This window comes from Rheinheimera sp. ATLC3 (genome assembly GCF_059429535.1).
In genome coordinates, this window is the sequence record NZ_CM182103.1 from 2,435,471 (window position 1) to 2,451,221 (window position 15,751).

Consider the following 15,751-nt stretch of genomic DNA (forward strand, 5'->3'; position numbering starts at 1 on the left):
AAGTTGTTATTGCTGGTTAAAAACGACAGCAAATGGTAGCAGTTTTTAGCTAATGCTGGCTATCAGATGGCCATAGAATTGCGGGATCAAGGTTGTTGCTGGCAAAGAAAGATATTTCTTTCCATTAAAAATAGCCGGACAAACTTTGTAACATAAAGAACTGCCAAGGTTTTTCGCCCTGGCAGTTTTTTCGTTTATAGTGAAGCAAATATTGTGGAGACTTCACTATGGCCAGTTCTGAAACCCCGAAAATCCTGGTTGTTGACGATGATATGCGTCTGCGTGCTTTGCTGGAACGCTATCTGGTTGAGCAAGGATATATAGTGCGTAGCGTGGCGAACTATGAGCAGATGCAGCGGCTGATGGAACGGGAGAACTTTCATCTGGTGGTGCTGGATTTGATGCTGCCCGGCGAGGATGGCCTGTCTATCTGCCGCCGTCTGCGCCAACAGGAGAACGAAATTCCTATTATTATGCTGACCGCTAAAGGCGATGAAGTTGACCGTATTATCGGCCTGGAAATGGGCGCAGATGATTATCTGCCCAAGCCTTTTAATCCACGGGAGCTGCTGGCGCGCATTCGCGCTGTGATGCGTCGCAAAAGTAAAGAGCTGCCCGGCGCACCGAGCCAGGCCGAAGGCGTGGTAGAGTTTGGCCCATTTAAATTTAATTTAGCTACCCGGGAGATGCGAAAGGGCGATGAGCTGTTGCCGTTAACCAGTGGCGAATATGCCGTGCTAAAAGTGCTGGTTAGCCACCCCCGCGAGCCATTATCGCGCGACAAACTGATGAATCAGGCCCGCGGCAGGGATTATTCGGCGATGGAGCGCAGCATCGATGTTCAGGTGTCGCGTCTGCGCCGTATGCTGGAGGATGACGCCGCCAACCCGCGTTATATTCAGACTGTCTGGGGGTTGGGATATGTGTTTGTACCGGATGGCAGTGTGAATTAAATGCGTATACTCCCGCGCAGTGCTTTTGGTCAGACGGTTTTTCTGATTGGCTTATTGTTGCTGATTAATCAGTTGGTATCCTATTTGTCGGTGGCATTTTATGTGATTAAACCGACAACTCAGCAGATCAATCATCTGATTGCGAAACAGATTAAAGTGGTTTTTATTGATGTCGGTCACACCCAATCAGTGCTATCAACCGAGCTGACAGCCCGCTTTCAGCAGGCGACAGGTATAGAAGTGTATACCGAGCAACAAGCGCTGCATCAGGGCCTTGAGCAGGCCATTTACTACGGTTACTTTTCTGACCTTATGTCACGCGAGCTCGGCGGCCCTGCTGAGGTAAGGGTGGCACAGGGCGATACTTATGCGTTTTGGGTCAGGCCGCCACAAGCACCGCATTATTGGGTAAAAGTACCGCTTACCGGCCTGGATGAAACTGATTTTTCGCCGTTGACGTTTTATCTGTTGATGATAGGCGTGCTGAGTGTCGGTGGCGGCTGGCTGTTTGCCCGGCAGCTGAACCGGCCGCTGAAAAGCTTACAGCAAGCCGCGCTGCAGGTTGGGCGGGGCGAGTTTCCGCCGCCATTGGCTGAACACAAAGGCTCTACCGAAGTCATTGCAGTGACCAAAGCTTTTAACTACATGGCCCGTGGTATCCGGCAGCTGGAGCAGGACAGAGCACTGCTGATGGCTGGTGTATCCCATGACCTGCGCACGCCGTTGACACGGATCCGCCTGGCATCCGAAATGATGCAGGAACCGGACAACTGGATCCGTGAAGGCATTATTAATGATATTGATGATATGAACGCTATCATCGATCAGTTTATTGATTATCTGCGCCATCATAAAGAAGAGCCCGGCCAGAAAGAAAATCTGAATACATTGGTGCGGGAGCTGGTACAGGCGGAGCATCTGCAACAGCGCCGAATTGTTACCGAGCTGGCCGATGATTTGCCGGATGTTATGTTAAGGCGCATCGCTATTAAGCGCTTACTGAATAATCTGCTGGAAAATGCACTGCGCTATAGTGACGGCGACATTGAAATCTCCACCGGCTTTGAACGCAACCGTAAGCGGGCTTATCTGCAAATCCGTGACCATGGACCTGGTATCCCGGAAGATCAAATGAAAGCGATGTTTGAGCCGTTCACTCAGGGAGATATCGCCCGTGGCAGCGGTGGCTCAGGCCTGGGTCTTGCGATCATTAAGAAAATTGTCGATATGCACCATGGCGATATTACCTTACACAACCATGCCTATGGTGGCCTAGTTGTAACGGTATACCTGCCACAGCGTTAGTCTGCCAGTCAGTTCATTGCATGGGCATTTTTGTTGTGCGCATGCTGTTAATCTCATTTCGTACTAACTCGGTTAGTTAACTTTACATTTTTATCGCTGCTCCATATAAAAACTTTACGTTAGGGCGTTACATTTATTTACAGGTGTGATAATAGAGTTATTGCGCTAGCAAAAATAATAAAGAGAGTAAAACGCTCTTAAGTTGAAGTATGGAGTAGAACGTTTTGAAACAGATTAATAAATCACTGGTCGCTATGGCGGTCACTATGGCTGTTGCCGGTACCGCATCGGCGGCAACCCTGGAACAGTTCCGTATGGGTGCAAAAACTACCGTTTATGGTGGTGAGCGTAATGCCACGTTGCAACAGGCGGACAAAGAGTTAAAACAGCCTTCTGCCTATCTGGTTCAGCTGAATGCGCAGCCAACCAGCTATGCATTGTCCGGCAACCAATATGACAGACAGCGGGCGCAGCAGCTGTCACAAAATATCGCCGAGGTGCAGCAGCAGGTTGCATCACAGTTACAGCAACTGGATAAAGACGCCGAGGTGCTGACAACAACCAAATATCTGGCCGCATCTATTGTGGTTAAAGCCAGTGATAAAGCGCTGGCTAGCCTGAGGAAAAACCCGGCAGTAAAGCAGATTTTACCGGTTTATGATAGCAAACCTCTCGTTGCTGCCAGTCAGGAATATATAAAAGCGACACCGGTTGTACAGTCAGGTGTAGCGACAGGCGCAGGCATTAAAGTCGCTATTCTGGATACTGGTATCGATTATACCCATGCAGCTCTGGGCGGGGCTGGTACAGAAGAGGCGTATACAGAAGCATTTGCTAACCAGTCTGGCACAGTCAGCTGGCCACAAGGCAACGTCGTGGGTGGTTACGACTTCGTCGCTGACGACCCAAACCCAATAGATGATGTAGCACAGGGGCATGGTACTTCAGTGGCTAACTCCGTAAATGGTATAGCGCCGGACGTATCATTTTATGGTTACCGGGTATGTGCTCCGGCTCCGGTAAACTGTACGGGTGTGGCACAAATCAATGCACTGGAAGCCGCGATGGATCCCAATGGCGACGGTGATTTATCTGACCGCGTTGATGTGATCAATATGTCGCTGGGTGGCGATTTCGGTTCCACAGATACCAGCGGTGGTACTCAGCTACTGATCCAGCGTGCGGTAGAGCTGGGCGTTAACATGGTAATATCAGCCGGTAACGATGGTCCGAACCCGTTTATTGTTGGTGGCCCAAGTACGACACCGAATGCACTGTCAGTAGGCGCAATGACACACCCGACGGCTGAAACCGCTCACATTACTGCCAACACGGTAGCGGGTGAGGCTGTTGAAATGATAGCCGCCGGGTTTAACCCGGTAACCGTATTCAGCTTTACCAGTGCAGAACACGAGCTGGTGTACGTTGCGGAGAATGGCCTGGCATGTGATGCCTTCGCCGACGACATTGACCTGACGGGTAAAACTGTTCTGGTCGATCGCGGTGCTTGTAACTTTACACAAAAAGTACTGAATGCTCAGGCTAAAGGCGCAGTGTTTGTTATCATTGCAAATAATGCGGCTAACGCCGGTCCGGTAAGTGCCGGTGGCAGTGCGCCGGGTATTACTATTCCTGCTGTCGGTATCTCACTGGAGCAAGGCGCGCGGATTAAAGCGTTGCTGGCCGAAGGCAGCGCTGTAACGTATTCGGTAAAAGCTGAGTCTTTTGCGACACCTGGTTCAATTTCAGATTTCACCTCTCGCGGACCTGCTATGGATGGCTTATTAAAGCCTGAAATTACTGCGCCGGGCACCGCAATTATGGTTGCTGACGTAGGCACAGGCACGGGGCTGGCACCCGCGACAGGAACCTCATTCTCAGGCCCTATCACGGCAGGTGCCGTCAGTTTGTTGCGTCAGGCAAGGCCGGAGCTGAATGCTTTTGAAGCTAAAGCGCTGTTGATGAATACGGCCAATCTGAATGTTACCGCGGAGCCTAAAGCGTTAAATGCTAATGCAGAGCTTGCACCGATAAGTGCGATGGGCGCAGGTCTGGTTGATGTACAAAAGGCGGTAAACTCACCCGCATTGGCGTGGGTGTATGACAGTAAATTTGATACTAAGCAGGCTGCGTTATCTTACGGTTTGCAAACTCTGACTGAAAAAGCGCAGTTTAATAAAACGGTTAGCCTGAAAAACTTCAGCGATGAAGCGCGTACCTACAGTTTGAGTGTGCAGCAGCGTTTTGCCAACGACAGCGCAACTGGCGCATTAAGCTGGGAGCTGCCAGAGTCGGTGACGGTTGGCGCGGGTCAAACGGTACAGTTTGTTGTAGCGCTGACGGTGGACCCGACTAAGTTACACGACTGGGAACTAAACAACGGTAGCGATGTTAATGAGAAGAATGATTTGCTGACCGTAGTTGAATACGATGGCGCGATTTTATTCAATGACAGTGCGACTGGTGAAGATATTGATCTGCACTTGGTCTATCACATTCTGCCTAAGGCAAATGCCGATCTAAAAATCCGTTCTGATATTACCGAAGAGGGTATTCAGTACATTGTACGTAACGATGGTGCAGTGTCAGCACAGCCCTTTGCCGCACAACTGGTGGCAACATCAGCAAAAGATGCTGTGCCGCAGGATCTCAGGGCAGCAACGTTGGACGTGATACCGGTCGAATACTGCTCATCCGGCTATCTGTTAGCGCCAAGCTTTACGTTGGATAAACCACTTAGCCATACGTTACAGGCAAACTTTGCTTTCCTGCTGGATGTTGATAACGACGAGAACTTCGAATACGAAGTGATGAGCTTGCTGTTATCCCGCCTCAGTGATGACTACCCAACCGGTTATGTCGGCTCTTTCGCAGTGCCGTTTGGTACCTTAAGTGGTATGGCCGGTGATGCTTATCATGTTTCAGGACAGCGCAATGTCACGCTGACGGCTTGTTTTGAAGACGTCGGCCTGACGGCTGCCGATATCGGTAAAGACATCAGCGTCGCCTACCTGAGCTTTAACGACGGTTACAACCTGGGCTTTGCGTCGGGTTCAATAGATTACGACGATCTAATTTACACCAGTGCTAAGCTGACATTATCGCCAGATGTAGCTCTGACAGACGCGGCAGGTGAAGCCGTTACAGAGCTGGCACCAGGGCAGTCGGCTGTACTGAACTGGAATACCACCTCAGGCTTCGTGTTACTGTCTGATGTGGGTGATGGTATTGCAGTGGCAGATCTGAATGCAGCTGATAAGGCGCCGGTCGTTACTGCCGGTCAGGTATTTAGCGTGGATGAAAACAGTGCTGATGGCACTATCATTGGCAAGGTTGACGCTGAAGTTGATTTCTCTTCACCGGTCTCTGAGTTTGTGCTGGCGGGTAGTAATTCTAATGCGGTAACTGTTGCCAGCAACGGCGATATCATGGTCAGCAATAGTGCGTTGCTGAACTACGATGCGGGCTTAACCCAGATACAGCTGGAAGTGATTGCGCTGGATACAGCCGGTAATGTATCGGCACCAGAGCAGGTCATTGTCAACGTAAACAACCTGGCGGATGAAAGCCCGGTGGTGTCGGTAACGCTGACCAAAACCAAGGTTGATGTTGGTGCTGCATCAGGCACCAGCCTGGGTAATGTGGCGGTAAATGTCACTGAAGCGGGTGCAACGGTAAACAGCCTGACAACTAGCAATAGCTTGTTTACTGTAGTAAATAACCAGCTGGTGCTGGCGCGTACGCCAACCAAGTCTGATGCTAAAACCCACAGCGTTGTTATTACCGCGACAGACAGCGCAGGTATGACAGGCACGGCAACGGTAAGTGTAACGGTAAATAAACCATCAAGTGGTAGCTTTGGCTGGTTTAGCTTACTGGCACTGCCATTATTGCTGCTGCGCCGCAAACGTAGTTAACCAGTAGAGAAAAACAGAGCCTTCGGGCTCTGTTTTTTTTAGTGCTATTGCTGATCTGAGGAGGGTAATTCTTTACCGTTAAATTGCTGAGTTTTCTCTGCCATTAACGCTGCAACTTGCTGCTCCAATTGCTCCAGCTTTTCGCGCGTGCGCAGTAACACCTGGCGCTGTACATCAAACTCTTCACGGCTGACAAAATCCATATCTGCCAGTTTATTTTGCAGCACCTGCTTTACCTTGGCTTCGACATCATCAGCGAACTGCCGTACTTGTGGTGGGATAGCATTGCCAATTTGTTTGGCGATATCTTCAATTTTTTTTGCATCTATCATTTCGTTCTCCTGTGTTACATCAGTAACTTGCGACCTCGTGCAAAACCTTCAGCGTTATTCTACAGGGCAAAAGCTGTCAGTCGAATGCTAATTAGCGGCAAATTTCGTTACAATGCCCGCCTTGGTATAAGGGTGTGTCAATGAAGTTAAATCCGCAACAAAATGCTGCAGTTAAATTTATTTCCGGGCCTTGTCTGGTGTTGGCGGGTGCCGGCAGCGGCAAAACCCGGGTTATTATTAATAAAATTGCGTATTTAATTCAGGAATGCAATTTACCTGCGCGCCATATTGCCGCGGTAACGTTTACCAATAAAGCAGCACGCGAGATGCGTGAACGTATTAACCACCAACTGCCTAAAACGGCAACACGTGGCCTGACAATTTCAACTTTCCACACACTGGGTTTGGAAATTCTGAAAAAGGAATACCGGCATATTGGTTATAAAGCCAACTTTACGTTATTTGACGATCAGGATAGCCTGGCGCTGTTAAAAGAGCTGAGTGAGCATGACATTCAGGGTGATAAAGATATCCTACGGGCATTGCAAAGCAAAATAAGTAACTGGAAGAATGAACTGACATTGCCCGCCAAAGCGCTGGCTGACGCTGCTGACGCGCAAAGTATCAGTTTCGCAAACTATTATCAGCAGTATAGTCAGCAACTTACTGCTTACAATGCATTAGATTTCGATGACTTAATTCTGATGCCAACCTTGCTGTTTCAGCACAATGCCGAAGTACGCGCCAAGTGGCAGCATAAAATTCAGTATCTGCTGGTCGACGAATATCAGGATACTAATACCAGCCAATATCAGTTAGTTAAGTGGCTGGTGGGTGAGCGGCAGCGCTTTACCGTCGTAGGCGATGACGATCAGTCTATTTATTCCTGGCGTGGTGCCCGGCCACAAAACCTGGTGCTGTTAAAAACCGACTTTCCCAGCCTGAATGTGATTAAGCTGGAGCAAAATTACCGCTCGGCCGAGCGTATTTTGAAAGCGGCCAATATCCTGATTGCCAATAACCCGCATGAATTTGATAAACAACTGTTCAGTGAGAATGGTTATGGTGTGCCACTTAAAGTTTTGCCCTGTAAGCATGAAGAAGACGAAGCCGAAAAAGTGGTCGCAGAGATAATCTCGCACCGTTTTATTAACCGCAGCCAATATCGGGATTATGCGCTGCTTTATCGTGGCAATCATCAGTCGCGCTTGTTTGAAAAAGCGCTGATGACCAACCGCATTCCGTACAAAATATCCGGTGGTACCTCATTTTTTTCACGCAGCGAAATTAAAGATGTAATGGCGTACCTGCGGCTGGTAGTCAATCAGGACGATGACAATGCGCTGCTGCGCATTATTAATGTGCCCCGGCGTGAAATTGGCGCGGCGACACTGCAGCAAATTGGCAATCTGGCGAATGAGAAGCAAATCAGTTTGTTTGCGGCTTGTTGTGAAAGTGAGTTATCGATGCATTTGTCTGCCCGTGCCCATAGTGCCGTAAAACAGTTTGCTCACTGGATAGTAGGTATTGCAGACAACGTACTGCGGGCCGACCCGGCTGAGGCTATTCGGGATTTGATCCGGCAAAGCCACTATGAAGCCTGGTTGTTTGAAACCAGCACCAGCCCGAAAGCCGCCGAAATGGCACTGAAGAATGTCAATGAGCTGTATCGTTGGATAACAGAGATGCTGCAAGGCAAAGACGATGATGAACCCATGACTTTGCCGGAGGTGGTGACACGCCTGACACTGCGTGACATGATGGAGCGGCAAGAGCAAGAAGACAATGCTGATCAGGTGCAACTGTTAACCTTGCATGCTTCTAAGGGCCTGGAGTTTCCTTATGTGTTTATGGTGGGGATGGAAGAAGGCATATTGCCGCACCAGAGCAGCATAGACGAGGATAATGTCGAGGAAGAACGACGCTTGGCCTATGTTGGTATTACGCGGGCTCAGCGAGAGTTATTTTTTACCTATGCCAAAGAGCGACGCCAGTTTGGCGAGACGATTCGTCCTGAACCAAGCCGGTTTTTATATGAGCTACCACAGGATGACCTGGAATGGCAAAATGCGGCACCCGTGAAAACCGCTGAACAGCGCCAGCAGACCGGTGCTGCACATATTGAGCGTTTACGCCAGTTGCTGAAAAACAACTGATGGCGCGTTAGCCAGCTCGTGGGCGCTGAGTAACTCCGCAACATATTTACCCTGCATAAAGCAGCAGCCCTCTGCCAGCAACAGGTTGAGCAAGTCAGCGTTGTCAACGCCGTCTGCCAGTAGGCGGAATTTGTAACTTAGCGCTAAGGTTTGCAGCATCTGAAGTAACTGACGCTTTTGCTCATTGCGTGGAAGTTGCCGACAGAAGCTCGCGTCGAGTTTTACAAATTCAAACAGCTGTTGCAACAATAAGCCCATCGGAGCCGTTTCAGCAGCGAACTGATGCAGTGCCAGCCTGATGCCCATTTGTTTTAGTTGTTTTAACGGCCCGTAAGCCGAGCTATCTGCCTGCAATAATTCACGCTCGGTAAATGCCAGGCATAGTCGGTGTTTATGCTCTACGACCGCAAGTTGTTGCTTTAATTTTTCGAACAGCTCGGGTTTTTGCAGGTGCGCTGTACTGAGTTTGACGGTCAGCAAACCGCTATCGTTACTGCTGACCGTCAGATGCCGGCAAGCCTGTTGTAACATCAGCTGTTCTATCTGTGGCGTCATGCCTGCATCGGCAGCATATTTACTGAAATCGTATTGAGTGCCAAGTTCAGGATGTTGCCATTGAGTGTGTACTTCATACCCGATAAGATCCCGGGCCTGACCACATAAAACCGGTTCAAATACCGCTGTAAACTGTTGTTGTTCCAGAGCTTGTTGTATCACTTGCTCCATCGTCAGTGCTTGCAGCATCCTCTCGCGCATAGTGTCATTAAATATGACAAAGCGGTTGCGCCCCATCGATTTGGCCTGATACATAGCGGCATCTGCATCACGTAAAATAGCCTCTGCGGCACTGTGTTCTTTCTGAAACTGAGCAATACCAATACTGGCACCGGAATGTACGGGTTGGCCTTGCAGCAAAAAGGGCTGACGGATCTTATCAATGATACGCTCTGCAATATCCTCAGCGTCAGTGTCATCCAGCAGACTGGTCAGTAATACAACAAACTCATCGCCACCCAGACGCGCAACCAAATCATGCTCGCGCACTGTGCTTAACAGGCGCTTACTCACTTCAATCAGAAAGGCGTCGCCAACATGATGCCCCAACGTATCGTTGATCAATTTAAAGCGGTCTAAGTCGATAAACAGCAGCGCCATGTTCAGTTGTGGCTGGCGTTTACTCAGTGCGAACTGTTGTTTTAACTGCTGTAAGAACATCTGTCGGTTAGCTAACCCTGTCAGTGCATCATGGTTAGCTTCATAAAACAGTTTTTGCTCGGCTTTTTTCCGTTCTTCGACCTGCAAGCGCAGAAACAGGTTGGTTTGGCGTAACTCGCGTGTACTTTCAAACACTTTGCGTTCGAGATCTTCCTGCTGGCGTTTTTGCTGTTCTGTCGCCAATTTGCGCTGGATAGCAACGGCAATATGCTGAGAAACAAAACGTAGAATATTCAGCTCGGTATCGCTGTAGCTGTAACTCTGTTCATAAGACTGTAAAGCGATAACCCCAATAACTTTCTGATCAATCAGTAGTGGCGCACCCAACCAACTGGTCGAGTAACGGGCCTGATGGTTCGGCGACGCCATACCCCGGCGTATCTCGCCGGCATTAACCAGCTCGGTAGCTTTTTCACTGCTAATTAATCTGGCATCGCCACAACGAATCACATATTCGGTAAAACCGCGGCTTAGTGGACGCTCTCTGGCCGGCGGAGAGTATTGATCAAGATAGAAAGGAAATGTCAGTTTTGCTTTGTCTGGATCTAACAGTGCGATATAGCAATTTTCTGCGGGCATCAGGCCGGATAGTACCTGGTGTACAGCGTGATAGAAGCTATTCATATCATGGCTGCTGGCTGTTAACTCTGAAATACGATAAAGCGCAGCTTGTAATTGTTCAGCGTTACTACGCTCTTTAATTTCTTTTTGCAGGGAACTGTTAATCTTCTGTAGCTGACGAGTGCGTTGTCGTACCGTGTCTTCCAGTAACTCGCGGCTTTTAACTCTGTCCAGCGCTGTAATAGTATGTCCACCGATGCTGCAGAACAAATCTAAATCAGACTCGGTGTACCGCTGCTTTTCGTTATATGACTGAATTGCCATGACGCCTATGACTTTACTGCCACGGCAAAGTGGAATACCGAGCCAGTGTGTACTTGGCGAACCCTGAGACTGGATATGGCCCCCGGCAATCAGTTGCTCGAACTGCTGATTATCGCAAAGTAGTGGCTTGGCGGTACGGACAACATAGCCGGTCAGGCCGCTGGAAAATGCGCTCGAAGGGACCTGCTCGATAATTTGCTGGTCTTTTTCATCAGAAAAATATTGTGGGGCATATAACTCGTTTTCGTTGTCATAGAACACGACGTAGAAATTTTCGGCATGCAACAATTCTGACACCATCTTGTGAATCGCAGGATAAAAGTCCCGCATGTCACTGATCGTGCTTGCTAATTCAGACAGCCGTAATAAGGCGCCCTGAGTAATATACGCCTGCTTATAACGCTGTGCCAGTAATGTTAGGCGGCGCAATTTGTTTTCCGCCTGTTTTTGGCTTTTGTTCAGCTTCGTTGATCCCTTCAACCCTGACTCTTATTTTTACAGTCGAACAGCTGCGACTTTATATTAACAGCGCATCATTATGCACAAAGTTTAACCACATGGAAGAGGGGTATGGCTATTATTTATACCTTTTCTTAGGTCAATTTTTTATATAAAACAACAAAGACAATAAAGGCCACCGTCAAGTGGCCTTTATTTAAAAGCTTTAGCTGTGCAATTTAGACACCTTCAGTCATAAACTTAATTGCTGCAGCCAGCTCGTCGTCGCTACAGTCACCACAAGTGCCGCGGGCAGGCATATTCCGAATGCCTTCAATCGCATGCTTCAGCAAGGTGTCATAGCCTTGCTCTAAGCGGGGTTTCCAGGCTGCATCACCTTTCTTTGGTGCATTCAGTGCCCCGGTACCATGACAGGCAAAGCACGCTGTTTGGTACACCTTCTCACCACTGCGCGGACCTGATGCGCCTGCTGCTGGAGCTGCTGCTGCACCAGCAACATATACTTGCCCAACCGGCGCAAGGCGCTTAGCCAAAGCTTCTTTGTCTGCATCAGCGCTGGCATGAATGCCAAATGTCGTTAACAGCAAAGCTATCGCTAGGGTGAATTTAGTCATGTTATAGATTCCTGTGGTAATGTCCGCACAAATTTTACGCCATTATAGCCTCCAAGCTGCGGCAAGGGGAAGCCCTATAGTCGCTGCTGATCTACCGATTAAGGCACAACGCGATAAAGTACAGAAGTAGGGAGGCGAACTAACAAAACCCGGCAATATAGCGCCAATACTCGCATATGCTTTTCATGTCAGTTTGAAGCTTTTTTAAAAGCAAAATTATTTAAGGGTTTTGCTTTGCATCTGCGTTCAGTGTGGTAGTCTACTTGACCGGTAGATACTCAGAGATTCAGAGTTTTCCGCCGGCGGAAGACATTAAAAAGAGTTTTCCACAAAAAGGAAGTACAAAAATAATAATATGGGCTCAGCAGTAACTCCCTTATTTTTTCTTTTAAAACAATGAATTAAATTTATTATAAACTGGGCTTTTAGCTAAAGCACCAGCTCTTCTGCTTTGGTTTTTCACAAAGTTATCCACAGCTTTTAGTATGGCTGCACCCGGCAGACTTGCTGGCAGTAAACAGGGTGCCTGTGGCATGCTATAGCCCATCGCTTTCTTTACTCTTCAGGACAATATTACTGATGGTTTCTATTCCTGGTACTCCGCTGATTCTGGTCGATGGTTCATCTTATCTGTTTCGTGCCTATCATGCGCCACCACATTTGACCAATTCCCGCGGGGAAGCCACTGGTGCAATCTACGGTGTGGTTAACATGCTTAAAAGCTTGTTACGACAGTATCAGCCAGAGCAAATGGCGGTTGTATTCGATGCCAAAGGGCCGACATTCCGCAACGATATGTACAGTGAATATAAAGCACATCGCCCGCCGATGCCGGATGATCTGCGCAGTCAGATTGAACCGCTGCATCGTATTATTGAAGCGATGGGTTTACCGCTGTTATGTGTCAGTGGTGTGGAAGCTGATGATGTTATCGGGACATTAGCGCGTCAGGCCAGCCGGCAAGGAAGACATACTTTAATTTCCACCGGCGACAAAGATATGGCGCAGCTGGTCGACCAACATGTCACCCTGATTAATACGATGACCAATACACTGCTGGATCCGCAAGGCGTAGTAGACAAGTTTGGCATTCCGCCGGAGCTTATCATCGACTACCTGGCTCTGATGGGGGACAAAGTAGATAATATTCCCGGCTTGCCTGGTGTAGGGGAGAAGACTGCTGCGGCATTATTGCAGGGGCTCGGCTCAATAGAGCAGATATATCAGCAGCTGGACAAGGTAGCGACACTGACTTTCCGCGGCGCTAAGACCATGGCAGCGAAGCTGGACGAATATCGCAGCCAGTTAGAACTTTCCTATCAGCTGGCCACAATTAAGACAGACGTTGAATTGCCATATCAACTGGCAGATTTGATGATTAAAACCGCTGATAATGAGCGCCTTGCTGAACTATATAAGGAATGCGAGTTCCGTCGCTGGCTCAGCGAAGTGTTGAGTGCAGGGGCAACTGCCAGTGTGGATACTGAAAACAACACTGGTCAGCATGTGGCGCCGCCAGAAGCTGGTACCGAAGAAGCTTCGCAAGATAGTGATAAGGTAAAGTCTGCGAACTATGTAACAGTTCTGGATAAGGCCGCGTTTAATAGTATGCTCGAACAACTTAATGCTGCCAAGTTGACTGCTTTTGATACCGAAACGACCAGTCTGGACTATATGCAGGCCGATTTGGTTGGATTGTCTTTTGCTATCGAAGCGGGGGTTGCCTGGTATGTGCCTGTCGCACATGACTATGTTGGTGCTCCGGAGCAACTCGAGCGTGACTGGGTATTAGCGCAATTAAAGCCCTGGCTAGAGAATGATAGTAAAGCCAAGGTGGGACAGAACCTTAAGTATGACCAAAGCGTGCTGGCTCGTGACAACATCGCACTGTGCGGTGTCAGATTTGATACGATGCTTGAGTCCTATGTGCTGAATTCCGTAGCCGCACGGCATGATATGGATAGTCTGGCGCTTAAATACCTCGGTTACAAAACGGTAAGTTTTGAGGATATTGCTGGTAAGGGCGCTAAGCAGCTGACATTTAACCAGGTAGAGCTGGAAAAGGCCGCGCATTATGCAGCTGAAGATGCTGACATTACGTTAAGGCTTCATCAGACGCTATGGCCGCAGCTGAAACAACATAACGGTTTGGTCACTGTACTGCAGGATATCGAAATGCCGCTGGTAGATATATTGTCCCGTATAGAGAGACATGGCGTGCTGATTGATTCTAAGCTACTGGCTAAGCAAAGCGAACAACTGGCTGAACGTATTGCTGAATTAGAGAAGCTGGCTTTTGAACAGGCAGGCAAGCCGTTCAATTTGTCGTCGCCTAAGCAATTACAGGAAATTCTATTCGAGCAGATGCAATTACCAGTGCTTAAAAAGACACCAACAGGCGCGCCTTCAACGGCTGAGGACGTGCTGGCTGAGTTGGCGCTGGAATATGACTTTCCCAAGCTTATCACTGAACATCGTGGCTTAACCAAGTTAAAATCTACTTACACGGATAAGTTACCGCGGATGCAAAATAAGCAAACCGGCAGAGTACATACGTCTTATCATCAGGCTGTAGCGGCAACTGGCCGGCTTAGCTCAACCGATCCTAATTTACAAAATATCCCCATTCGCACTGAAGAAGGACGCCGTATCCGGCAGGCATTTGTTGCTCCGGCAGGTAAGAAAATTGTGGCTGTCGATTATTCTCAGATAGAACTGCGGATCATGGCGCATTTGTCGCAGGATAAAGCATTACTTGATGCTTTTGCCCACGGGCGGGATATTCACCGCACAACGGCTGCAGAAGTTTTTGGTGTGGCGCTGGACGAGGTTACGTCTGATCAGCGACGTAGCGCCAAGGCTGTTAATTTCGGCTTAATCTACGGGATGTCAGCATTTGGCCTTGCCAAACAACTGGGCGTCAGCCGCAGTGAAGCGCAGCAGTATGTTGACCGTTACTTTGAAAGGTTCCCCGGCGTTCTGGATTATATGGAACGTACCCGTAAGCAAGCGCACGAGTCTGGTTATGTCGAAACATTGTTTGGCAGGAGATTATACCTACCGGAGATCAATGCGCAGAACATGGCACGGCGAAAAGGCGCCGAACGTGCTGCAATCAATGCACCAATGCAGGGTACTGCTGCAGATATTATCAAAAAAGCTATGATCGTCGTTGATAACTGGTTACGACAACAGACTGAACCAGCTGCGACAATGATAATGCAGGTTCACGATGAGCTGGTATTTGAAGTCGATGCAGATAAGGTCTCGTTAGTTAAGCAGCAATTGGTTGAGCTGATGGCCAAGGCGGCACAGTTAGATGTGCCGTTGCTGGCAGAAGCTGGCGATGGTGATAACTGGGACCAGGCGCACTAAATATTTTGAACTAACAGTATAAAGAGCGAGTCTGAAGAATTAGTAATGCTGTTAGTTTCTCTCCTGTACCCTTTTCTAACCCGCCTAAAAAGCGGGTTTTTTTTATTCTAGCTAATTTAATTTGGTAATTTAATTACTAAAATAAATTGATATTGTGCTTTTATCGGTATTTTGTAGTTTTATTACAGAAATGACTTGCATTCCGGCTCGGTCTGGTTAAAATTTGAGTTGTAGGGTACAGAGGTAAGATGTTCTATCTTTCAGTGTCTGAGCTCAATAGAGCTACAGTGCAAGAAAGTAGGCTTATTTAGCCGCCCCACTGCTTGCAGTGGGGCGTTTTTTTTTGCTATTTGAAATCGATGGCATAGCAGTTGTTAAAATACGAAATGTGGCTGTATGTGACAGCTGGCAGCAGAAAGTTGGCGGGGAAACTGAAAATTTATTAGATTTTTTAGAGTAAATACTTCAAACCGACAAGAATTGCTGTATAATGAACCTGTCTTAGCAATAAGACACCCTGTTGATTTGAAATTATAGCTT

Annotated in this window: 8 protein-coding genes; 5 read left to right on the top strand and 3 right to left on the bottom strand. The window is 48.3% G+C overall.

Annotated features, from left to right (window positions below; genetic code table 11):
- The first annotated feature begins 227 nt into the window (after window positions 1–227).
- From ompR to AC5SV9_RS11255, 3 genes are all read left to right on the top strand, one after another.
- Complete coding sequence (ompR, locus tag AC5SV9_RS11245) at window positions 228–953, top strand: osmolarity response regulator transcription factor OmpR (protein ID WP_134058621.1); 726 nt, start codon at window positions 228–230, stop codon at window positions 951–953.
- Window positions 954–2,258 (top strand): two-component system sensor histidine kinase EnvZ, encoded by a 1,305-nt coding sequence (gene envZ, locus AC5SV9_RS11250; RefSeq protein WP_475152533.1) that lies wholly within the window; start codon window positions 954–956, stop codon window positions 2,256–2,258.
- A 224-nt stretch (window positions 2,259–2,482) separates the two neighbouring features.
- A complete protein-coding gene (locus AC5SV9_RS11255) occupies window positions 2,483–6,175 on the top strand; it encodes a S8 family serine peptidase (protein ID WP_475152534.1) in 3,693 nt (1,230 codons plus the stop codon).
- Window positions 6,176–6,219: 44 nt separating this feature from the next.
- Here AC5SV9_RS11255 and ubiK read toward each other — a convergent pair whose 3' ends face one another.
- The gene (gene ubiK / locus AC5SV9_RS11260) at window positions 6,220–6,507 is read right to left on the bottom strand and encodes a ubiquinone biosynthesis accessory factor UbiK (RefSeq protein WP_475152537.1); all 288 of its coding nucleotides are present in this window, start codon (window positions 6,505–6,507) and stop codon (window positions 6,220–6,222) included.
- Window positions 6,508–6,647: 140 nt separating this feature from the next.
- On the opposite strand from ubiK, the gene rep reads away from it, so the two are divergent.
- The gene (rep, locus tag AC5SV9_RS11265; protein WP_475152539.1) at window positions 6,648–8,663 is read left to right on the top strand and encodes a DNA helicase Rep; all 2,016 of its coding nucleotides are present in this window, start codon (window positions 6,648–6,650) and stop codon (window positions 8,661–8,663) included.
- Here the strand turns inward: rep and AC5SV9_RS11270 are convergent.
- On the bottom strand, window positions 8,637–11,192 hold the full coding sequence (locus AC5SV9_RS11270; protein WP_475152541.1) for a sensor domain-containing phosphodiesterase: 2,556 nt from the start codon (window positions 11,190–11,192) through the stop codon (window positions 8,637–8,639). The genes rep and AC5SV9_RS11270 overlap by 27 nt on opposite strands.
- A 248-nt stretch (window positions 11,193–11,440) precedes the next feature.
- Complete coding sequence (locus AC5SV9_RS11275) at window positions 11,441–11,836, bottom strand: c-type cytochrome (RefSeq protein WP_134058606.1); 396 nt, start codon at window positions 11,834–11,836, stop codon at window positions 11,441–11,443.
- A 579-nt stretch (window positions 11,837–12,415) separates the two neighbouring features.
- Here AC5SV9_RS11275 and polA point away from each other — a divergent pair.
- A complete protein-coding gene (gene polA / locus AC5SV9_RS11280) occupies window positions 12,416–15,211 on the top strand; it encodes a DNA polymerase I (protein WP_475152542.1) in 2,796 nt (931 codons plus the stop codon).
- The last annotated feature ends 540 nt before the right edge of the window (window positions 15,212–15,751 follow it).